This is a genomic window from Streptomyces nigra, assembly GCF_003074055.1.
Classification (GTDB): domain Bacteria; phylum Actinomycetota; class Actinomycetes; order Streptomycetales; family Streptomycetaceae; genus Streptomyces; species Streptomyces nigra.
The window spans coordinates 3,207,548-3,229,187 of the sequence record NZ_CP029043.1 but is presented as its reverse complement, the minus strand read 5'-3'; the positions used below and the strand labels follow the sequence as shown (position 1 = coordinate 3,229,187).

The 21,640-nt window shown below is 71.5% G+C and carries 21 protein-coding genes; 10 read left to right on the top strand and 11 right to left on the bottom strand.

The annotated features are described in order from the left end of the window. Together DC008_RS14755 and DC008_RS14750 are read right to left on the bottom strand one after the other, a co-directional pair. Positions 1–1,569 carry a sodium:solute symporter family protein gene (locus DC008_RS14755; RefSeq protein ID WP_108707387.1) on the bottom strand — a complete coding sequence of 523 codons (1,569 nt, stop codon included), beginning with the start codon at positions 1,567–1,569 and terminating at the stop codon, positions 1–3. 160 nt (positions 1,570–1,729) lie between these two features. Further along, positions 1,730–2,515, bottom strand: coding sequence for an SDR family oxidoreductase (locus DC008_RS14750; protein WP_108707386.1), 786 nt, complete (start codon positions 2,513–2,515; stop codon positions 1,730–1,732). A 75-nt stretch (positions 2,516–2,590) separates the two neighbouring features. Between DC008_RS14750 and DC008_RS14745 the strand changes: the two genes are divergently transcribed. After that, positions 2,591–3,430 carry a hypothetical protein gene (locus DC008_RS14745; protein ID WP_108707385.1) on the top strand — a complete coding sequence of 280 codons (840 nt, stop codon included), beginning with the start codon at positions 2,591–2,593 and terminating at the stop codon, positions 3,428–3,430. A gap of 36 nt (positions 3,431–3,466) precedes the next feature. Here the strand turns inward: DC008_RS14745 and DC008_RS14740 are convergent, their stop codons facing one another. Next, positions 3,467–5,323 carry a hypothetical protein gene (locus DC008_RS14740; protein ID WP_108707384.1) on the bottom strand — a complete coding sequence of 619 codons (1,857 nt, stop codon included), beginning with the start codon at positions 5,321–5,323 and terminating at the stop codon, positions 3,467–3,469. Positions 5,324–5,514: 191 nt separating this feature from the next. Further along, positions 5,515–7,968: a serine hydrolase gene (locus tag DC008_RS14735; RefSeq protein WP_244221357.1), complete on the bottom strand. Its 2,454-nt coding sequence runs from the start codon at positions 7,966–7,968 to the stop codon at positions 5,515–5,517. A gap of 251 nt (positions 7,969–8,219) precedes the next feature. On the opposite strand from DC008_RS14735, the gene DC008_RS14730 reads away from it, so the two are divergent. From DC008_RS14730 to DC008_RS14720, 3 genes are all read left to right on the top strand, one after another. Continuing rightward, entirely contained in the window at positions 8,220–8,975 is a 756-nt protein-coding gene (locus DC008_RS14730) for a GOLPH3/VPS74 family protein (RefSeq protein ID WP_055623571.1), read from the top strand. A 361-nt stretch (positions 8,976–9,336) separates the two neighbouring features. Then, positions 9,337–10,194: a helix-turn-helix domain-containing protein gene (locus DC008_RS14725; protein WP_055623570.1), complete on the top strand. Its 858-nt coding sequence runs from the start codon at positions 9,337–9,339 to the stop codon at positions 10,192–10,194. Between the two features lie 240 nt (positions 10,195–10,434). After that, complete coding sequence (locus DC008_RS14720; protein WP_108707382.1) at positions 10,435–10,626, top strand: DUF397 domain-containing protein; 192 nt, start codon at positions 10,435–10,437, stop codon at positions 10,624–10,626. 146 nt (positions 10,627–10,772) lie between these two features. Here DC008_RS14720 and DC008_RS14715 read toward each other — a convergent pair whose 3' ends face one another. From DC008_RS14715 to DC008_RS14705, 3 genes are all read right to left on the bottom strand, one after another. After that, positions 10,773–11,642, bottom strand: a complete 870-nt coding sequence (locus tag DC008_RS14715) for a MerR family transcriptional regulator (RefSeq protein WP_108707381.1) — start codon at positions 11,640–11,642, stop codon at positions 10,773–10,775. Positions 11,643–11,706: 64 nt separating this feature from the next. Beyond that, positions 11,707–12,210 (bottom strand): glutathione peroxidase, encoded by a 504-nt coding sequence (locus tag DC008_RS14710; RefSeq protein WP_108707380.1) that lies wholly within the window; start codon positions 12,208–12,210, stop codon positions 11,707–11,709. Positions 12,211–12,220: 10 nt separating this feature from the next. Then, on the bottom strand, positions 12,221–13,270 hold the full coding sequence (locus DC008_RS14705) for an ArsR/SmtB family transcription factor (RefSeq protein ID WP_108707379.1): 1,050 nt from the start codon (positions 13,268–13,270) through the stop codon (positions 12,221–12,223). Positions 13,271–13,364: 94 nt separating this feature from the next. On the opposite strand from DC008_RS14705, the gene DC008_RS14700 reads away from it, so the two are divergent. The 5 genes from DC008_RS14700 (at position 13,365) to DC008_RS14680 (ending at position 17,970) form a co-directional block, all read left to right on the top strand. After that, complete coding sequence (locus tag DC008_RS14700) at positions 13,365–14,552, top strand: MFS transporter (protein WP_108707378.1); 1,188 nt, start codon at positions 13,365–13,367, stop codon at positions 14,550–14,552. A gap of 129 nt (positions 14,553–14,681) precedes the next feature. Next, entirely contained in the window at positions 14,682–16,001 is a 1,320-nt protein-coding gene (locus tag DC008_RS14695) for a sensor histidine kinase (RefSeq protein ID WP_108707377.1), read from the top strand. Beyond that, entirely contained in the window at positions 15,965–16,609 is a 645-nt protein-coding gene (locus tag DC008_RS14690; protein WP_108707376.1) for a response regulator transcription factor, read from the top strand. The genes DC008_RS14695 and DC008_RS14690 overlap by 37 nt, the downstream gene beginning before the upstream one ends. Positions 16,610–16,757: 148 nt before the next feature. Further along, positions 16,758–17,054 (top strand): hypothetical protein, encoded by a 297-nt coding sequence (locus DC008_RS14685; protein ID WP_108707375.1) that lies wholly within the window; start codon positions 16,758–16,760, stop codon positions 17,052–17,054. Positions 17,055–17,298: 244 nt separating this feature from the next. Further along, positions 17,299–17,970: an enoyl-CoA hydratase-related protein gene (locus DC008_RS14680; protein WP_108707374.1), complete on the top strand. Its 672-nt coding sequence runs from the start codon at positions 17,299–17,301 to the stop codon at positions 17,968–17,970. 8 nt (positions 17,971–17,978) lie between these two features. Here DC008_RS14680 and DC008_RS14675 read toward each other — a convergent pair whose 3' ends face one another. The 4 genes from DC008_RS14675 to DC008_RS14660 form a co-directional block, all read right to left on the bottom strand. Further along, complete coding sequence (locus tag DC008_RS14675) at positions 17,979–18,317, bottom strand: helix-turn-helix domain-containing protein (protein WP_055623560.1); 339 nt, start codon at positions 18,315–18,317, stop codon at positions 17,979–17,981. A gap of 201 nt (positions 18,318–18,518) precedes the next feature. After that, positions 18,519–18,854 (bottom strand): CBS domain-containing protein, encoded by a 336-nt coding sequence (locus DC008_RS14670; RefSeq protein WP_208645870.1) that lies wholly within the window; start codon positions 18,852–18,854, stop codon positions 18,519–18,521. 70 nt (positions 18,855–18,924) lie between these two features. Then, positions 18,925–20,424, bottom strand: a complete 1,500-nt coding sequence (locus DC008_RS14665) for a DEAD/DEAH box helicase (RefSeq protein ID WP_167457954.1) — start codon at positions 20,422–20,424, stop codon at positions 18,925–18,927. A gap of 263 nt (positions 20,425–20,687) precedes the next feature. Then, a complete protein-coding gene (locus DC008_RS14660) occupies positions 20,688–20,891 on the bottom strand; it encodes a cold-shock protein (RefSeq protein WP_055623558.1) in 204 nt (67 codons plus the stop codon). A 456-nt stretch (positions 20,892–21,347) separates the two neighbouring features. On the opposite strand from DC008_RS14660, the gene DC008_RS14655 reads away from it, so the two are divergent. After that, positions 21,348–21,551, top strand: coding sequence for a hypothetical protein (locus DC008_RS14655; RefSeq protein WP_108707373.1), 204 nt, complete (start codon positions 21,348–21,350; stop codon positions 21,549–21,551). Positions 21,552–21,640: the final 89 nt, after the last annotated feature.

Below are 21,640 nucleotides of genomic sequence, written 5' to 3'. Positions count from 1 at the left end.
TCACTCCTTGGCCCGCACCACGTCCTCCACCGGACCGGCCGGCGCCGGTACCGCGGCGGCCGCCGTCCCGTCGCCGTCGGTGTTGACGCTCTCCACCACGGCGAGCCGCTCCGGGGTGTCCTCCGGCTTCAGATGGCCGATGAGGATGTAGAGGATCAGCGACACCGCCAGCGGGATGGAGACCTGGTACTGCAGCGGCACACCGCCGTCGACGTTCCAGCTGATCGGGTAGTTGACCAGCCAGAAGGCGAGCAGGCCCATCGACCAGCTGGTGAGCGCGGCGGTGGGCCCGGAGCGGCGGAACGGCCGCAGCAGACCCAGCATCATCGGGATCGCGATGGGGCCCATGAGCCCGGCGACCCACTTGATCACGACGGTGATGATGTCCTTGAACGTGGGGGAGTTGACCTGCGTCGCCACCGCCATCGACAGGGCGAGGAAGACGACGGTCGTCACCCGCGCCGCGACCAGCCCGGACCGCTCGTTCCAGGCCCGCGCCTGCTTCGACAGCACCGGCGCCACGTCCCGGGTGAAGACGGCGGCGATGGCGTTGGCGTCGGAGGAGCACATGGCCATGGTGTGCGAGAAGAAGCCGACGATGACCAGGCCCAGCAGACCGTGCGGCAGCAGCTGTTCGGTCATCAGGGCGTAGGAGTCGGAGCCGTCCGGCTTCTGGGACTCGACGAGCAGCGGCGACATCCACATCGGGAAGAACAGCACGAGCGGCCAGACCAGCCACAGCACCGCCGACAGCCGGGCGGAGCGCTGGGCCTCGCGCGGGGTGGCCGTGGCCATGTACCGCTGGGCCTGGTTGAGCATGCCGCCGTTGTACTCGAAGAGCTTGATGAAGAGGAACGCCAGCAGGAACACCGTGCCGTACGGACCGACCAGCGGCTCGCCGTGGCCCTGGAGTTCGGGCTCGTCCCAGGCGCCGAGAAAGCCGATGCCCTTGTCGTTCAGCTTCATCACCACGGCGAAGAACATCGCGAGCCCGGCGAGCAACTGGATGACGAACTGCCCGAGTTCGGTGAGGGCGTCCGCCCAGAGGCCGCCGATGGTGCAGTACACGGCGGTGATGCACCCGGTGATGAGGATGCCCTGGTTCAGCGAGACACCGGTGAACACCGACAACAGGGTCGCGATCGCCGCCCACTTGGCGCCCACGTCCACGATCTTCAGCAGCATGCCGGACCAGGCCAGCGCCTGCTGGGTCCGCAGGTCGTAACGGGTTTTCAGATACTCCAGCGGGGAGGCCACGTGCAGCCGTGACCGGAGCCGGTTGATGCGTGGCGCGAACAGCTTCGACCCGATGGCGATGCCGAGCGCGATGGGGAAGGACCAGGTGACGAAGGACGTGACGCCGTAGGTGTAGGCGATGCCCGCGTACCCGGTGAACATCACCGCGCTGTAGCCGGACATGTGGTGCGAGATGCCGGACAGCCACCACGGCATCTTGCCGCCCGCGGTGAAGAAGTCGCTCACGTTGTCCACACGCTTGTGGGACCAGACGCCGATGGCGACCATCACGCCGAAGTAGCCGATGAGCACGGCCCAGTCGAGACTGTTCATATGACCCCTTCCAGGGTTCCGTCCTGTGAACGGCCCGCCCATGGTCGATGCGTGGAAGAGGGCACGACAAGCGCGAGTAGGGTCAAGGGACAGTAAAATCGTTCTGCTTGGTGACTTCAGTTCATAAACGTGAACGACGAAATCCGTTGCAACCCGTACGTCAGCGCATCAACTCCCCGGCGTTGACGAGCAGCGACTGCCCCGTGATGGCCCGTGCCCGATCCGACGCGAGGAACACCGCCGCGTCCGCGACGTCCCCGTCCGTGGGCATGTCCGGCAGCGCCATCCGCCCCGTCAGGCGCGCCCGCACCTCGTCCTCCCCGACGCCCTCGGTCCGCGCCGTGAACCGTACGAAGGTCTCCACCGGCGGCCCCCACATCCAGCCCGGCAGTACGGAGTTGACCCGGATCCGGCGCGGCCCGAGCTCCCGGGCCAGCGAGTACATCGCGCTGGTCAGGGCGCCCTTGGAGGCGGCGTAGGCGGCCTGGCGCACCTCGGACGGCGCCGCCACGGCCGACTGCGTGCCGATGAACACCACCGACCCGCCGCGCTCCGACAGCGCCGGCAGACAGGCCCGGGTCATCCGCAGCGTGCCCAGCAGATTGACGTCGAGCACCGCCTGCCAGGTCGTGAAGTCGGCGTCCTCCAGCCCCCCGAACAACGAGTCCCAGGCCGCCACATGGACCACCGCGTCGATCCCGCCGAACCGTTCCCGGGCCAGCGCCGCCAGCGCCTCGCACTGCGCCTCGTCGGTGATGTCGGTCGCCCGGAACGCGGTGCGCTTCCCGGACGGGTCGATCTCGGCGGCGCTGCGGGCCAGCCGCTCCTCCGTCCGCGCCCCCAGCACCGCGTTCCCGCCGTCCCGTACGACCGCCGCCGCGACCTGGTGGCCGAGACCCGCGCCGACCCCCGACACGACCACGGTCCTGTCCATGAGCAGTGACATCCCGGTGCCTCCCGACCCTGGCACAATATCTGACGGGGCGTCAGAGTATGGGCGAGCCGAGGAAAGGGGAACAGCGTGAGCGAGGACACCCGCAGCGAGGTGTACGCCGAACTGGCCGCCGTCGGCCCGTACGGCGCCGCCCCCGGCCACGCCCTGATCACCATGGTCGAACCGCACCCCGGCCATGAACGCGCCTACAACCGCTGGTACGAGGACGACCACTACTACGCGGGCGCCATGGCCATGCCCTGGATGTTCGCCGGCCGCCGCTGGGTCGCCACCCGCGACCTCCAGCTGCTGCGCCACCCCGCGCGCTCCGCGGTCGCCCGGCCGGTCACCGCCGGCTGCTATCTCTCCACGTACTGGATCACCGCCGGCCGCTACGCCGACCACATGCGCTGGACCGTCGCCATCAACCGGCGCCTCAACCGCGACGCCCGCGTCCACCACGACCGCACCCACGTCTTCACGGCGTTCCAGGACCACGCGACGACGGTGTACCGCGACGGCCCGGCGGGCCCCCGCGACCTCCACGCCCTCGACCACCCCTACGCCGGACTGGTCCTCCAGGTCGTCGACGCCGACACGGCCGCGCACAGCGCCGACCTGCTCGCCTGGCTGCGCGACCGGCATCTGCCCGAACGGCTGGCGGGCTCCCCGGCCGCGATGGTGACCGTCTTCCGGCCCACCCCGCTGCCGCTGGACCGCATGACCTACGTCCGCCAGGTCGAGGGCGTCGGCACCCGGCTCACCCTGCTCTGGTTCCTGGAGGAGGACCCCCGGCGCTGCTGGGAGGAGCACTTCGCCGGTCCGGAGACGGCCGTGGAGAAGACCGGCCTGGGCCGCACCGAGCTCGTGGCACCGTTCATCCCCACGGTGCCGGGCACCGACCGGTACGTCGACGAACTGCGCTGACCGGCCCGGTCGGCGCAGTCCCGTCAGCGCGGTCCCTCAGCGCAGTTCCTCCGGGCAGGGCGTGCCGCGCGGCACGTCGTAGGGCGCAGCCAGCCGGTAGACGCCCGCCCGCGGGGCCACCAGCGTCGTCCACCGGTCGCCCTTCGCGTCCTCCTCGGTCTCCATCAGACAGCCGTTGACGTTCTCGTACGACTTCGGCTGGTCGTCCGGACGGGCGCGGGACTCCTCGGTCTCCCGCGGCGGGTCGAGCTTCCTGCCCTCCGCGTCCACGATGCTCAGCCACGGCGAGTACGGGATCCGGATCAGGATCCGGCCCGGCCTGCTCACCCGCATCGTCATCTCGCCCTGCTCGGCCCGCTCCACCACGGCGTTCGGCTCGGCCAGCGGCACCGGGTCGGTCACCTCGAACAGCTGCCAGTTCGCGTCGCCCCACACCTGCTTCAGATACGGCAGACCGCGCTGCACCAGCTCCCGCTCGCGCTGCGCCGCCGAGGGGTCCGGCTCGTCCTTGGGCAGCACCACGAAGTGCACCGCCCAGCGCCGCAGCCACTCCCGGTAGTTCGCCGAGTTGAGGGTGTCGTCGTAGAAGAGCGGGTTGCGTTCCATGTCGGCCTGCCGGTTCCAGCCGCGCGCCAGGTTCACGTACGGCGCGAGCGCGGACGCCTCCCGGTGCGAACGGGCCGGCACGACCTCCACCCGGCCCTTCTCCGCGCCGACCTCCTGCAGCTCGTTCACCAGCGGGGCCAGCTCACGCGCCCAGGACGCCTCCGGGGCCGCGTGGATGATGTCGTCGACCGTCTTGTAGCCGATCCACCCGACGAACGCGAGCAGCGCCGTCACCAGCGCGTACCACTTGCGGGTGCGCGCCACCGTGAACGGCAGCGCCGCCACCAGCGTCACCCCGGCGAACAGCATCGCCAGCCGGGTGATGTTGGAGCCGATCTGTGAGCTGACCACCCACACCAGGACGACCGAGACGCCGTACACCGCCGACACCAGCCGGACCGTCCGCCAGTCCGACGGCACCGTGAGACAGACGACGACCGACATCAGCAACGGCATGATCACCGAGCCGATCACCATCGGCTGGGTGCCGGAGAACGGGAACAGCCACGCCGACAGTCCCACCACGGCGGTCGGCGCGAGCCCCAGCGCCCAGGCGCCCGGACGCCGTTTCTGCAGGAACAGCGCGACGGCCACGAGCCCGACGAACAGCCCCGCGACCGGCGACGCCATGGTGGCCAGCGCGGCGAGCGGCGCCGCGCACAGCGCCTTCGCCCAGCGTTTGTAGCGCCAGCGGTGCGGCCAGCAGAAGACGACGGCGACCGCGCCCAGCGCGAACATCGTGCCCAGCGCGAACGTGACCCGCCCGGAGATGGCGTTGGCGATCAGCCCGAAGACCCCGGCGAGCGCGGCCCACAGCGGATTGCGCACGGACCGGCTGCGCAGCAGGACCAGCATCAGCAGCCCCGCCGAGATCGTCCCCGCGATCATCATCGTCGTCCGGACACCCAGCACCGACATCAGATACGGCGACACGATGCTGTACGACACCGGGTGCATCCCGCCGTACCAGGCGAGGTTGTACGCGGAGTCGGGGTGCCGGCCGACGAACTCCGCCCAGGCGTCCTGGGCCGCGAGGTCGCCGCCACTGTTCGCGAACGTGAAGAACCAGATGATGTGGAGCAGCCCGGCGACGGCGGTGACCGACAGCACCGGGTGCCGCAGAAGGCGCGCGCGCAGGGCCTCGAAGGCCGCCGCCGGACGCGACGGCGGACCGTTCCGGGTGTCACCCGGATCCAGGTCAGAGCGCGGCGCGGGTACGCGTATTCGCGGACCGGCTCCCCGTCCGGGATCGGCGTCGTCGGCGCGTGTCGGCTCCGCAGTGGCCACGTCTGAGGCACTCCCCGTGCTGTCTTCTCTTCTGGCCGCGTCCCGTGTCCCGCGTGTGTCGGCCCAGTCGGTCAAGGTGCTGCGGTCGTGCCCCGTGGGCGACGACCTGCCCGATTCGTGACGCTAGCACGCAGCCCGCCGACGAGCGTGGTCGGCGGGCTGCGGTGTGATGACGCCGTCGCGCCCCCGGCTCAGCCGATCCGGGTGAGTTTGTCCGTGAAGCCCGGCTCGGTGAGGTCGCTCCGCAACGCCACCGGGATCTTCACCGCGCCGCTGCTGCCGTCCCCGACGGTGAGCGTGCCCACCTCGGTGCCGGCCTTCGCGGTGTGCGGGACCTCGTCGGGCGCGAAGGTCAGCTTCACCTTCAGGCCCGCCCAGCCGATCGCCGTGACGTCCTTGGTGGCCACCACCGGCGTACGGCCGCCCAGACCGTCGTCCACATACCCGACGACGTCGCCCTTCTTCAGGATGGTCGCCGACTCCAGGGCGCCCTGCGCGGCCCGGATCAGCTGGTCGCCGCCGTACAGCGCGGCACTGAGGATGGTGTTCTCCGGGCCGCCGGCGGGCTGGCGGACGACGGCGCCGATGATGGTGCGCGTCTCGCCGCCGATCTCCTTCTTCGCCGCGAAGACGAGGTTGCCGAGGGCGGAGGTGGTGGTGCCGGTCTTGATGCCCACCACGCCGTTCTTGCCGACCAGCTGGTTCCAGTTGGAGTGGTTGACGCCCTTGTAGTCGTCGTACGACATCATCGCGGCGACCTCGCGGAAGGCGGGCTCCTTCATCGCGGCCTTCGCCAGCTTCACCTGGTCGACGGCCGTGCTCACCGTGGTGTCGTTCAGACCGGACGGGTCCGTGTACGTGGTGTTCGTCATGCCGAGCTTCTCGGCGGTGGCGTTCATCTTCGCCACGAAGTCCTTCTCCGAACCGGCGTCCCAGCGCGCCAGCAGCCGCGCCACGTTGTTCGCGGACGCGATCAGGATGGACTCCAGCGCCTCACGCTGGGTGATCGAGTCACCCTTCGTCACATCGACGGTCGACTCCTGGCCCGCGTTCGACTGGTCCTCGGCGGCCTGGTCGATCGGGATCTTCGGACCCGGGGCGCCGCTCTTCAGCGGGTGCTCGCGCAGGATCAGATACGCCGTCATCACCTTGGCGACACTCGCGATCGGCACGGGCTTCTGGTCGCCCGAGGAGCCGAAGCTGCCGATGCCGTCGACGTCCAGCGCGGCCTGGCCCTGGGCCGGCCACGGGATGTCGATCTTGTCTCCCTCGAAGGTGAAGCTGTCGTTCGCGGTGAGGTCGAGCGTCGGCGCCGGCAGCGGACGCACGGACTGCACGATCGCGAAGACGATCGCCAGCAGGATCACCAGCGGCGTCCAGATCTTGACCCGCCGCACCAGGGTGCGCACCGGGGTCTCCGGCGGCGGCGGGGTGTTCGTCAGCTCGGCCAGCAGGTCCAGCGGGGGCTTCGGCGGCAGCGGCTGCTGCGTGGTGCGCTCGGGCCCGATCTGCGGGACGGCCGCGGTGACGTCGGCCGGCGGCACGGGAGGCCGGGGCGCCGCGGGCGCCTTCGGGGCCTCCTGCGGGAGATCCGGCTTGAGCCCGACGAACTTGCTGGTGCGCTCGGCGGGGGGCTCGGGCCTGGACGCGTCCGGCTTGGGAGCCGCCGGCTTGGAGGGCTCGGGCTTGGACGCCGCGGGCTTCTCGGCGTCGGGCTTGGGTGCCTCCGGCTTCTCGGCCTCCGGCTTGGGGGCCTTGAGCATGGTGGTCGGCTGGTCGACGTGCGGCTTGGGGGGCCGGGTCCGGAAGACGGCGGTGGCCTGGTCGACGCCCTTGCGGTCGTCGGCGGCGGGGGTGTCGGCGGCGTCCTCGGGGGTCTTGTCGTCGGCCGGGGTCTTGTCGTCCTTGGGCGCCTCGTCGGCCGTCGTGTCTGCGGCCTCGGGGGCGGCCTTCGGCTCGGCGGGCCGGGTGCGGAAGATCGCGGTGGCCTGGTCGACGCCCTTGCCGTCGTCGGGGGTGTCCTCGGCGTCGGCGGACGCGGCGGTGTCGTCCTCGGGCTCGTCGTCCGTCGCGTCGTCAGTCTTCGCGGCGGTCTGCGAGTCGGAGTCCTCCGCCTCCTCGGCGTCGTCCTCCGCGCTCGGCTCGTCCTTGCCGTCGGAGGACGCCACCCAGGCCGCGACGGCGTCCCTCAGCCGGTCCTGGCCCTCGCCGGAGTCGCCGGAGTCGTCGGAGTCGGCAGAGTCGTCGGAGCTTCCGGAAGCATCCGCGTCGTCCGCGCTCTCGGCGTCATCGTTGTCGCCGGAGGCGTCGGCGTCCGAGTCGTCGGCCTCCGAGGCACCCTCAGCCGCGCCCTCGGCGTCCTCAGCCGCCTCGGCGTCGGCGGCACCCTCGGTCTCGGGCTTCTCCGGCTCCTCCGGCGTCTCGGCCGGCTCCTCGCGGGACAGCACCCGCGTGGCCGTGTCCACGCCGCCGCCCGAGGACGACTCGCGGGCCATCGCCAGACGCGGGTCGCCGCCCGGGCTCTGGGCCGGCCGGGTGGTGGCCTCGGGTTCGGGCCGGGACTCGGGAACCGGGACCGCGCTCCCCGACGTCGGTTCTGCCGACGACTCGCGCTGCTTCGACCTGTCGGGGGACTCGCCCGCCACCGATGCCTCCTCCATGTGCCGCCGCACGCCACCGTACGGCTGCCGAACCGTGGGTCGTCGCCCGGACACCGTGTCCGCACGACCCCCGTGCCGCTGTCCGAACCAGATACCAGTGTCCTGTGCGCGACCCCCACCTGACGCGGTAGACGAGAACGACATACCTACTGGTTCCGCTACGAACCGGTCACGTGCTCTCGACAGACCAATGTGAGAGGGGTCACCCTGTCTTTCATCCACGCGGGGAGGCATGGATGGGCAGGAGCCGCAGAACACTTCCGGAGGAGCTTCTGCTGCTGGCGTTGGACCCGGCCACGGGTACCACCGCGCAGCCGCAGTCGCTCGACCTCGGTCTGGCCGGAGCACAGCTAGTGGAGCTGGCGCTGGCCGGACGGATAGCCCCAGACGGGGATCGTATCGCCGTGGTGGCACCACGGCCGACAGGAGATCCGACACTGGACTGCGCGTTGGAGTTGCTGCGAAGGCGTGGCGCTCCGGTACGGGCCGTCCACTGGATCGGCGGGCCCCGCCTGGGGCTGCGCCAGACCTATCTCTCGCATCTGGAGAGGTGCGGCATGGTCCATGCCGTGGCCGGCCAGATGTGCGGGGTGTTGCCGACGACTCGCTATCAGGCGACGGACAACGAGATCAGCCGGGAGATCAGGGCCCGGCTGGACTCCGCGATCCGCACCGGCGTACCGCCGGACCCGCGGACCGCGGCGCTCGCCGCCCTGGCCCACGCGGTCGGTCTCGGCAAGCACCTGTATCCGGGCAACGAGGGGCGTTCCTCTCGCTCCCGGCTGCGGGATCTGATCCGGCACGACCCCATGGGCGGCCTCGTCGCGCACGCGGTGATGGACGTCCAGAACGGCGCGGCCGCACAGCCGCGTCGCGGGCAGACTCCGTCCGGCCGTCCCCCGGGCCCCGGCGGAAGGCCGTCGGCGGAACCCGCGCGCGGTGTCCCGGCGCAGCCGCGCCGAGGATCCATGGCGCGGGTCGTGGCCCACTGAGAAACCGCTCGACGAGAAACCGCTCGACCCGCACGACACGTCCGACCGGCACGACCCGTACGACACGTTCGACCAGCAGGACCCGCACGCCACGTGCAGCGCCGCACCGTCCCCCATGACCGGTTCGGGAGCCGCTGATCCGCGCGGGGCGACGGAACCGTACGTCCGTATCACCACGGACAGGGACACCGGTTCCGTCGTCCCGCGCGGCCGCGTGTGCCGGGCCGCGGATCGCCGATGGTGTGCGTCCTGCGCATATCCACCGGTTTCCCAGCGGTGGTGAGCGCCTTGGTGGCAATCTGCTGAACAGCAGATACGCAAAGTGCCGATCACAAGGCAGGCAGCCGGAGGTGCACGTCCCGTGGCGTCCAATGTCAATCCCACCGTCAGGCGACGCCGGCTGGGCCAGGAGTTGCGCAGGCTCCGCGAGCTCAAGGGCATGACCGCCGAGGAAGTGGCCGAACGGCTGCTGGTCTCCCAGTCGAAGATCAGCCGGCTGGAGAACGGACGGCGCAGCATCAGCCAGCGCGACGTCCGCGACCTGTGCGGGGTCTACGAGGTGGAGGACCACCGGATCGTCGACTCCCTGATGCAGATGGCCAAGGACTCGCGTCAGCAGGGCTGGTGGCACTCCTTCGGCGACATCCCCTACAGCGTCTACATCGGCCTGGAGACCGACGCGGCCAGTCTGCGCGTGTACGACCCGCAGGTCGTGCCGGGCCTGCTGCAGACGAAGCAGTACGCGGAGGCCCTGATCGCCGGGGCGCTGCCCGAGACGGCGCCGACGGAGATCGAGAAGCGCGTCCAGGTGCGGATGCGCCGACAGGAACGAATCTCCACCGAGGAGAACCCGCTGCGGCTGTGGACCGTGCTGGACGAGGCGGCCCTGCGCCGGGTCGTCGGCAACCGCTCCCTGATGCGGGATCAGCTCGAGCAGCTCGTCGAGCAGTCCCTGCTGCCGCACGTCACCGTGCAGGTGATCCCCTTCGACATGGGCGCCCACCCGGGCCTCAACGGCCAGTACGCGATCCTGGAGTTCCCGGACGCGGCCGACTCCAGCGTCGTCTACATCGAGGGCGTCACGAGCGACCTGTACCTGGAGAAGGCGAACGACGTGCAGAAGTACAGCGTGATGTACGAGCACCTGCGGGCGCAGGCCCTGAACGTCGAGCAGTCACGGCAGTTCATCGCGGACATCGCCAAGGAGTACGCGCGCTGAGGACGCGCGCTGACGGTCATCGACCGCGAAAAAGCGGCACGGTACACCGTCCCCCGTCAGGACGGAAGACTCCAATGGAATATGCCACCCGGCCGAGTGAATAGTCGCTTCGTCGGCCGGGGGTGGCGAGTAGCGTCGATCACGCCACCGAGCAAGAAGGTTGGCGTGAATCGCGCTGCCGGTCCGTTCCGGGCCGCGCCGCGCGATGACAGCACTCACCATCAGCATTGCGGAGCGAACATGGCAATTCGTCAGGGTGCCACGGACACGTGGACCAAGTCCTCGTACTCGACAGGGAACGGCGCGTGCGTCGAGGTCAAGTCGCCGGTCACGGCGGCCATGGCGGTACGGGACTCCAAGGTGCCCGAGGGCCCCGTCCTGGCGTTCCCCGCGAACGCGTGGAACACCTTCGTGGCGTCGGTCAAGGCGTGAGGGGCGGGGCCGTCTGACCTCCCCTCCCACAACAGAGCACCACACAGGCACCACAGGAAGAGCCCTCTCGACCAGTCCGCCGTCCTTGCCGAGAGGGCTCGGCCACACCCGTCGGGCACGGCGGCCCGGCGCGGTGCGCGCCGGTGTCACCTCACCGGGAAGGCCACATCGCACACCGGGTCCCCGGCTCCCGCCGCCTCCCAGTCCGCGAAGTACACCTCACGGCACGGACCCGCCTGCTCGAGCCCCTGCCGGGCGATCCACTCCTCCACCGCCTCGAACGCCGCCAGGATCTGCGGATGCGCCACCTGCGCCTTGGTGATCCGGGTGAAGGCCAGCCGCTGTGCGGGCTCCACCCGCACCGAGGTGGCGCGTGTACGGCCCTCCCGGGCGAGCCAGGCCCGGGCCGCCGCCTCGTCCGCGACCGGCACACACGCCTCGGCGGGCCCGTCGCTCTCCGGTGACACCTCGGCGTGGTACACGACGAACGGCGGCGCCGTGACCCCGCCGCACTCCCGCGCGGCTGCCTCGAGCCGGCCCAGCGCCGACCCGATCCACACCGGCAGCTCGTCCGCCAGCACATGACGGGTCTCGGCGATCACCACCCGCTCGGGCACGTCCACCGTCTCGATCACGAATTTCTCGCTCATCCCGGAGCTCCTCCCCGACAGTCGTCCACGGAGGTACTCGGCGAGCGCACGCTGCCCCGCCACCCGCGTCTCGACGTCCGCCCAGTAGGCGGCGAGCCGGCCGGCGGCCGTGGCCCCGTTCGGGGCCCCGACCACCTCGGCGACCCGCGCGAGCGGCATGTCCAGCTGGCGCAGCAGCGCGACCGTACGGGCCCGTTCGACCTGGTCGGCCCGGTAGTACCGGTAGCCGCTGGCCTCGTCGACCCGGGCCGGCACCAGCAGGCCCAGCCGGTCGTACAGCCGCAGCGCCTTGGCGGACAGCCGCGCCCGCGCCGCGAACGCGCCGATGGTGAGCAGTTCCTCGTCCACGGCCTCATCCTCCGTCACCGGGCGGTTCCTCCCGCCCGGCGACGACGACGCTCGGCTCTGCCCCAGGGGCAGAGTCAAGCGGTCAGGCCAGCTGCGCCTCGACGGCCGCCACGAGCGCGGCGTCCTCCGGCTCGGTCTGCGGCGAGAAGCGGGCGACGACCGTGCCGTCCCGGCCGATGAGGAACTTCTCGAAGTTCCAGCGGATGTCGCCGCTGTGCCCGTCGGCGTCGGCGAAGCCCACGAGCCGCTCGTACAGCGGGTGCCGGGCCTCTCCGTTCACCTCGACCTTCTCCGTCATCGGGAAGGTCACGCCGTACGTGGCCGAGCAGAACTCGGCGATCTCCTCGGCGGAGCCGGGCTCCTGGCCGAGGAACTGGTTGCAGGGCACCCCGAGCACGGTGAAGCCGCGCTCGGCGTAGCGCTCCTGGAGCTTCTCCAGGCCGTTGTACTGCGGGGTCAGCCCGCACTTGGAGGCGACGTTCACGACCAGCACGGCCTTGCCGGCGTACTGGGAGAGGTCGGCGGAGCCGCCGGTGAGGGCGTCGATGTCGACGTCGAGGGGGGAGGTGCTGTCTTGGGTCGTCATGCTCCGGATGCTAACTCCGCCCCTGATCGCGCCGCCGCCGGGCGTCGACGAGGCCGTCTCCAGCCGGCGTCCGCGCGTCCACGAGGTCGTCCCCGGCCGCCGCACGCGCGGCGACGAGGGTGTCGCCCGCCGGCGTCCGCGCGTACAGCACCGAGCGGCCCGCCCGCCGCCGCTCCACCAGTCCCGCGTCCCGCAGCACCCGCAGATGCCGTCCGACCGAGCCCAGGCCCTGCCCGGTCACGGCGACCAGATGGCTCGTGCTCATCGGGGAGCCGAGGAGGACCAGGACCGTGGCCCGGGCGGGACCCAGCAGCGCGGAGAGCCCCGCGGGGACGCTCCGGGCGTCCGGGTCGGTGAGCGGGCCGGAGCAGGCGTAGACGAGGGCGTAGCGGTCGGGCTCCTCCCAGGACACCCAGCCGGTCCGCGGGGTGACCGGCATGAAGACCAGCTCCGCGCCGGAGATCTCGCGGGGCGGGTACTCCTGCAGATTGACCTGGAGCCGGTTCCCGCCGAGCCAGCGGGTCTGGCCCGGCCGCAGGGAGTCCAGCACCGCGGCCCAGCCGCCCTGGCTGACCCGCGCGGTCCGGGCGGCCACGTCCGCCTCCAGGATCCGCCGGCGCCGGTCCCAGTACGGCCGTACGGTCCGGGTCCAGACGTACTCGAGGAGCCGCGCGGCCCGCTCCGGCAGGTCGTCGCGGTCCAGGTCGGCGGGGAGCGGCCCGCCGAGGGAGACGGTGAGATGGGCGCGGGCGGCGGCCGGGTCGGCGGACCGCACCCGGGCGACGACGCCCTCGAAGCGCTCCCCGTCCCGCGGGGTGGGCGCGACGAAGTCGGCGATCCAGGACCGCCCGAGCGCGGCGCCCACCAGCCGCGCGGTCGTCGGGTCCGCGGCCAGCCGGGACCGGTAGCCGGGCAGATGGGCGCGCAGCCACGCCCGCTCACCGGGGTGCGCCGGGATGCCCGCGTGCAGCAGCTTCAGACTCGCGAACGTCTCCGCGAACGGCGAGAGCACGAACCGGCTGCGCGCCAGCGTGTCCGCGTTGAGCTGCCACCACCCCACGAGCACCCTCCCCACGTTGCGCGTGCGCGCGAACGACGTTTCGCGTGCGCGCGAAAGAGTACGGCCGCCGCGCGCCCCGCCGCAGACTCCCCGCATGCGCAGCTACCGCGAGCTCTTCCGGACCCCCGAGTTCACGCCGTTCTTCCTCGGCTCCGCCGCCCAGGGCGCGGCCCTGACGATCGGCGGGCTCGCGCTCGCCACCCTCGTCTACCGGGCCACCGACTCGCCGCTGCTGTCGGCGGTCAGCATGTTCGGGCCGCAGCTCGCGCAGATGCTCGGGGCGACCTTCCTGCTGTCGGCCGCCGACCGGCTCCCGCCGCGCGCGGCGCTCAGCGGCATCGCCCTGGCCTTCGCGCTCTGCACGGCCGTCCAGGCGCTGCCCGGCCTGCCGCTCGGGGCGGCCTTCGCCGTGGTCTTCGTCCAGGGCCTGGTCTCCTCGCTGGGCGGCGGGGTGACCGGCGGCCTGCTCAACGAGATCCTCCCCAAGGGCGGCTTCGTCCTCGGGCGTTCGGTGTTCAACATGGTCTTCGGGCTGGTGCAGATCGTCGGCTTCGCGACCGGCGGCGCCCTCCTGGCCGTACTGTCCCCCCGCGCCTGTCTGCTCCTGTCGGCGGCGCTGTACGCCACCGCGTCCCTCGTCCTGCGGCTCGGCCTGACGGCCCGCCCGGCCCGTGCCACGGGTCGCCCGTCGGTGGCGGCGACCTGGCGCACCAACGCCCTGCTGTGGTCCTCGCGCCCCCGCCGCCTCGCCTACCTCGGCATGTGGCTGCCCAACGGCCTCATCGTCGGCTGCGAGTCCCTTTACGTCTCCTACGACCCCGGAGCCGCCGGCGCCCTGTTCGCCTGCGCGGCGCTGGGCATGTTCGCCGGCGACCTGACCGTCGGCCGCCTGGTGCCGCCCGCCCTGCGCCCCCGCCTGCCGATCCCGCTCCTGACGCTGCTGGCCGCGCCGTACCTGCTGTTCGCTCTGCACCCGTCCCTGCCCTGGTCCGCCCTGGTGGTGTGCGTCGCCTCGGTCGGCTTCGGCGCGACCCTGGCCCAGCAGGAACGCCTCATGTCCGTGACGCCGGACGAACTCGCGGGCCACGCCCAGGGGTTGCGGGGAGCCGGGATGCTCACCATGCAGGGCCTCGCCGCCGCCCTGGCAGGCACCCTCGCCCAACTGACCACGCCGGCCACGGCGATGACCTGCCTGGCCCTCACATCCCTCACGGTCACCCTGGCCCTGGCGACGGCCCACCGCCGGGCGGGGGAGGAGGCGACGGCGACCGCTACTCCCTGACTCGGTACGGCACCTGGGTGACCAAGAGGGGAGTTTTCTCCACCGCGCCGACGCCCCACCCGTGGCCAGAATGAGGACACGGGCGCTTCGCCCCACGTACCGCACAGGCAACAGAGAGGAGCGAGCCGTATGGACCGCACGACGCAGCTCGGGGTGAATCACGCGCCCGACGAGATCAGGGGATTCTCGGTCGCGGCCGGACTGGTCGGGCTGCGCAGGGTGATGTCCCTGTGCTGGATGGCGTCGGCGGCCTTCGGCCGGTCCCTGGCGGTGTCCGGGGCGATCTGGCTGGTCGGCCCCGGCCTCGGCGTGGTGCCGCGCGCCATGGAGGGCGTGCGCAACCTCGCCGCCCGCCGGCGGGAGCTGGCCCTGCGCTGGTCCGGGGTCGAGATCCCCGGCCCGCCCGGCCCGCCGCCCCCCGCACCCGAGGGAGCCTCCTGGCCCGCCGCCCGCTACCGGTGGATCATGAGCGACCCGCAGACCCGCCGGGAATGGGTCTGGGTGCTCGTCGACCCACTGGCCGGCGCCTTACTGGCCTTCTTCCCGCTCGCCCTGATCCTCAGCGGCGTCTGGGGTGTCTTCCTCGCCTTCTTCGGGGTCCCGCTGTCCGTCGAATGGGACGGCCTGTGGTACCAGTTCATCCCGGTCGAGGGCCAGGCCACCGCCGTCCTCGCCGGCGTCCTGGGCGTCCTCCAGTTGCCGCTCGCCCTGTGGGTGGCGCCGCGCGCCGTCCGCCGGCACGCCCTGTACACCCGCTCCATGCTCGCCCCCAGCGAGAGCGAGCTGATGGCCGGCCGCATCCAGCACCTGGCCACCACCCGCTCCGAGGCCGTCGACACACAGATGGCCGAGATCCGCCGTATCGAACGCGACCTCCACGACGGCGCCCAGGCCCGCCTGGTCGCGATGGGCATGACCCTCGACGCCGCCGAACACCGTCTGGAGAGCGACCCGGAGGCCGTGCGCGCCCTGCTCGCCGAGGCCCGCGAGTCCTCCTCCAAGGCGCTGGAGGAACTGCGCGACCTCGTGCGCGGCATCCACCCGCCGGTCCTCGCCGACCGCGGACTCGCGGACGCCGTACGGGCGTTGGCGATGGTCTGCCCGGTCCGCACCGAGGTCCACGTCGACCTGCCGGGCCGCCCCGAGATGCCGGTCGAGTCCGCGGCGTACTTCGCGATCTCCGAGATCCTGACCAACGTCGCCAAGCACTCCGGCGCCGACCGGGCCTGGATCGACCTTCGTTACGATCGCGGGATGCTGCGCATCACCGTCACGGACGACGGCCAGGGCGGTGCGGACGTCTCGCGCGGCACCGGTCTGCGGGGCATCGAGCGCCGGCTCGCCACCTTCGACGGCGTCCTCGCCGTCAACAGCCCCGTGAACGGCCCGACCATGGTGACGATGGAGCTTCCTTGCGTATTGCCCTCGCCGAAGACCACTTCCTCCTGAGGGACGGGCTGATCCGTCTCCTCGGCGCCCACGGCCACGAGGTCGTCGCCGCCGTGGACAACGGGACGGAACTGCTCGACGCGCTCGTCGAGCGGCGGCCGGACGTCGCGGTCGTCGACGTCCGGCTGCCGCCGACGTTCACGGACGAGGGCCTGCGCGCGGTGCTCGCCGCCCGCGAACGTGTCCCGGACCTGCCGGTCCTGCTCCTCTCCCAGTACGTCGAGCCGCTGTACGCCCGCGAGTTGCTGGCCGGTGGCGGCCGGGGCGTCGGCTACCTGCTCAAGGACCGCGTCACCAACGGCGGCCACTTCCTCGACGCCATCCGCCGGGTGGCGGAGGGCGGCACCGCGATGGACCCCGAGGTGATCTCCAAGCTCCTGCTCCGCAAGGAGCGCGACGTAGCCGTCGGCAGCCTCTCGGAGCGCGAGCGCGAGGTCCTGGAGTGGGTGGCGCAGGGCCGCTCGAACGCGGGGATCGCCCAGGGCCTGTTCATCTCCGAGAAGGCCGTCGCCAAGCACATCGGCAACATCTTCACCAAGCTCGGTCTCCTGCCGACGGACGGGGACAACCGCAGGGTGCTGGCCGTGCTGGCGTATCTCGACCAGTAGCGGGCGCGGGGGTAGCACGGGCGGACGGTGAAAAATGACGATCACCGGCGAGTCGTACCGACATGTCGTATTTCGTCACATTAGCCTCTCGTAACTGTACGAAGTCGATCTCTCATGGATCGCACCCCCTCACCTCTCCGGAGATGACATGCACAAGCTTCGCAAGGCTGCCGTCGTGGTCGTCGCCCTCGGCAGCGCCGGAATCCTGGCCAGCGGCACCGCCACCGCCCAGGGTCTCGACGGGCACGGCGGCAAGAAGGGCGGGGACAAGGTCAGCGTCCTGCAGAGCTCCAACTGCCGCTCGCACGACCTGAACCTCGACGTCCTCGGCGAGGTCGGCATCCTGAACGGCGCCCTGGCCAACGCGCTCAACGGCGAGGGTGACGCGGGCGCGCAGAACACCCACCTCGGCTCGACCATGGGCTGCAACAACAGCGCGTTCTGAGGTCCGTCCGCGGAGGAACGGCGTTCCGTGCCGCGGGGTGCGATCGGCTCCCACGATCGCCCGAACAACCGAGCAGGGGCCCGACCCGCGAGAGCGGACCGGGCCCCTGCTCGGTCTGCGGTCGGCTTGCGGGTGGCGCACCTCTTGCGCGGGCTATGGCGACCGCCATAAGTTACTAAGCGGTCGCTCATAAATCGCCCAGCGTTTCGCCGTCCCGCACCGCTCGCCTCGAAGGAGAGCCGTCATGCCGTCGCTCGACCGCCAGGAGAACGTCTTCGTCCTCGACCTCGGGGACGGCGAGAACCGCTTCCACCCCGACTGGATCGCCGCGTTCGGTGCCGCGCTGGACGAGGTGGAGAAGGCGGACGGCCCGCGCGCCCTGGTCACCGCCGCCACGGGCAAGTTCTGGTCCAACGGGCTCGACCTGGAGTGGCTGACCGCCCACGCCGACGACTACCACGACTACGTCGTCTCCGTGCACCAGCTCTTCGCGCGCGTGCTGTCCCTGCCGCTCGTGACGGTCGCCGCGCTCCAGGGCCACACCTTCGCCGCCGGCGCGATGCTCTCCCTCGCGCACGACTTCCGGGTGATGCGCGCCGACCGCGGCTACTGGTGCCTGCCCGAGGCGGACATCAACATCCCGTTCACGCCCGGCATGTCCGCCCTCATCCAGTCCCGGCTCACCCCGCGGACGGCGCACGAGGCGATGATCACCGCCCGCCGCTGCGGGGGGGCCGACGCCGAGTCGGCCGGCATCGTCGACCGGACGGTCCCCGAGGACGCCGTACGCTCCACGGCGATCGAACTGGCCCAGGCCCAGGTCAACAAGGCGGGCGACACCGTCGGCACCATCAAGTCCCGTATGTACGGCCCGGTCCTGTCGACCCTGCGCGCCACCACGAACCCGCTGGGTTGACACGGCCCTCAGTTCCCGGAGTCATCGGACCCTTCCTGCGCGGCGCGCCGGTACTCGGCGTTGATGCGCTGGGCTTCCTCGAGCTGGTCCTCGAGGATGATGATCCGGCACGCGGCCTCGATCGGCGTGCCCTTGTCGACGAGCTCGCGGGCGCGGGCGGCGATGCGCAACTGGTAGCGGGAGTACCGCCGGTGCCCGCCCTCGGAGCGCAGCGGAGTGATCAGCCGCGCCTCGCCGAGCGCGCGGAGGAAGCCCGGTGTGGTGCCGAGCATCTCGGCGGCCCGGCCCATCGTGTAGGCGGGGTAGTCGTCGTCGTCCAGCCGGTCGCTGAGTGGGGAATCTGCCATGTCACCTCGATGTGCAACGCGTCGAGGGGCCCCGCGCCGACCGGCACCGGGCCCCGCACCACATGTAACACCATCGGCCCGCCCCGACGCTCCGCCGCCCTTGCACAGGGCTCGGGTACCCACGACAGCCGGAGACGACGGTGAGGGCCTGCCGACGCGCGTCGGCAGGCCCTCACCGGGCTCATGGGGGTGTCGTACGGATCAGGAGGAGAAGGCGGCCACGCCCAGCTCCCGATGACACCTTCCGGTGACCGGCGTGACCGGCGTGTCCAGCACGTGGACGTCGCGCAGCCGGATCCGGTCCGTATAGGCGGGGCTGCGGCGCAGGACGGCGAGCCGTTCCCGGGTGACCGTGCCGGTGCTCTGGTCGTCCCCGTCGCACAGGACGAGGTGGTCGACCCGGGCGCCGGCCATGAGGGACAGCGCCACCTCGACCGTCATGTCGTCCCGGACCCGGGGCCCGGCGGTGTCCCGCCCGTCGACCCTGGTCTCGGAGATGCGGTGTGCTGCCCGGTACTGCGGCTGAGCCGTCGTCATAGCTGCTCCTGCGAAACGGTGGAAGGCGGGCGGTCGGTCACGGCGCCGGGCGGTGCCCGGTGGGAAAGTCCTATGCGGCCGAACCCAGGCCGGACCTGCGCGGACCTTCCCGGCGCACGGACTGGCTCCGGACCTGTCCGCTCTGGCCACCCTGTCCGCCGCGGCCGCCGTATCCGCCGCGCCCGGAACGGCCACGGCGGCCCCGGGAGGAGGACGTGCCGCGAGGGCTCGCCGCCTCGGGTGCGGCGATGACGACCGGGACGCCCGACGGAGCCTGCGCGCCGGTGATCCGGCTCAGCTCCGCCTCGCCCGAACGCACCTGCGCGATACGGGGGCGGATGCCCGCCGCGTCCATCAGCCGGGTCATGCCCCGGCGCTGGCCGGGGGTCACCAGGGTGACGACGCTGCCGGACTCGCCGGCACGGGCCGTACGTCCGCCGCGGTGCAGGTAGTCCTTGTGGTCGCTCGGCGGATCGACGTTGACGACCAGGTCGAGGTTGTCCACGTGGATGCCGCGCGCCGCGACGTTGGTCGCGACCAGCACGGTGACCTGGCCGTTCTTGAACTGGGCGAGGGTGCGGGTGCGCTGGGGCTGCGACTTGCCGCCGTGCAGGGCCGCGGCGCGGACACCGCTGCTCAGCAGGTGCTTGGTCAGCTTGTCGACGGCGTGCTTGGTGTCGAGGAACATGATCACGCTGCCGTCGCGGGCCGCGATCTCGGTCGTCGTCTGGTACTTGTCCGCGTCGTGCACATGCAGGACGTGGTGCTCCATCGTGGTGACCGCGCCGGCGGACGGGTCGACGGAGTGGACGACCGGGTCCGAGAGGTAGCGGCGGACCAGCAGGTCGACGTTGCGGTCCAGGGTGGCCGAGAACAGCATCCGCTGCCCGTCGGGGCGCACCTGGTCGAGCAGCGCCGTGACCTGGGGCATGAAGCCCATGTCGGCCATCTGGTCGGCCTCGTCGAGCACCGTGATGCCGACGTCGTCGAGACGGCAGGCGTTCCGGTCGATGAGGTCCTTGAGGCGTCCCGGCGTCGCGACGATCACCTCGGCACCGGCGCGCAGCGCACCGGCCTGGCGGCCGATGGACATCCCGCCGACGACGGTGGCCGTCCGCAGGCCCACGGAGCGGGCGTACGGAGCGAGCGCGTCGGTGACCTGCTGCGCGAGCTCACGGGTGGGGACGAGGACGAGGCCCAGCGGCCGCTTCGGCTCGGCGCGCCGTCCGGCCGTACGGGCCAGGAGGGCGAGTCCGAAGGCGAGCGTCTTGCCCGAGCCGGTGCGGCCCCGGCCGAGGACGTCACGTCCGGCGAGGGAGTTCGGCAGCGTGGCCGCCTGGATCGGGAACGGCACGGTCACGCCCTCGTGGACGAGCGTGGCCATCAGCTGGCCGGGCATGTCGAGGTCGGTGAACGACTCGACGGCCGGCAGACCGGGCGTCTTCGTCACCGGCACAGCGAACTCGTCGCGGCGCGGGTTGCTGGCGCGACGAGTGGGCCGGGAGCCTCCGCCGAAACGGTCAGGAGTGCGAGAGGTGCGGGGTGTACGGGACATGCGGGAACGCTGCATGCGGAACCTTCCGTTCTGGGCACGCAGCAAGGAATTCCCGCAGCAGAAGAGCGGCGCAGAGAATCTCGAAACGAGCCGGAGAAAAAAATCGGTGGGGCGAGCCGGACGGGCGACATGACAGCCGCTCGACGGCGGGTGGTACGACTTCCGCGCAGCGCCCCTGAGAGCAACGAGAAGTGAAAACTGCCGGGAAAAGCAGCGAGCTGGGGCCCGCACCCCAGAGGTGCGGGCCCCAGCTGCGAAGTCTGCGTCGGTGACCGACGTCAGGCGGTGACGATGTTCTCAGCCGTCGGGCCCTTCTGGCCCTGGGCGATGTCGAACGACACCTTCTGGCCCTCCAGCAGCTCACGGAAGCCCTGGCTGGCGATGTTGGAGTAGTGGGCGAAGACGTCGGGGCCGCCGCCGTCCTGCTCGATGAAGCCGAAGCCCTTTTCCGCGTTGAACCACTTCACGGTACCAGTAGCCATTTTGTTTCTCCTTCGGAGGCGGTGATCGGAGAACGCCCTGTGCGTAATCCGTGTCGCCGTGTCGATCATCCGTCGGAAAAACAATCCCTCTGGCAACCACACCTGCAACTGATAACGACAGTAGCACGGAGGGATGGTCCGTGCGGGGCCGAAATGCCGGGTCAGGCCGGGGCCGAAGAAACCCTGCGGTGAGCCGGACTCGAAATTCTCATCCCGCGAACACAGATATTGCCCGGCGTGGCGGAGGAGGTTTTCCCCACCCGGCATGACGCCCCCCATGCCCCGCCCGGGCCGCAGCCCGTCGCCCCGCCGAGGCCCCCGCTCGCGGTTCCAGGGCCGTCGACGCGGCTGTGAAGTGGCTCACTCCGAGGGCGGAGATCCGCGATGGTGACCGACCTGCCGACCGCTCCGCGTGAACGATAAGGTCCGCCGGAGGGGATGAGGGGGAAGCGAAGCATGGTGGCACACGGTGGGCCGGAGGTCGGCGACGACAGTCACGAGCGCGACACCGCCGAGCGTGACGACAAAAAGGCGCGGCGGTGGGTGTGGGCCACGCTCGGCTGCACCACAGGAGCACTCGGCTGCGTGGTGGCCGTCGCCGTCGTCGTATGGGTGGCCGTGGTCGCCGTAGGCCTCTTCGTGGCGGTGGCGAGCAACTGAGGCCACTGCGCACTCGCCCGCCTCACTCTCCCGATGCCGCTGGTGACCGTGCTCTCGGGTACGTCGGGCTCTTGGTGTACGTCGGCCAC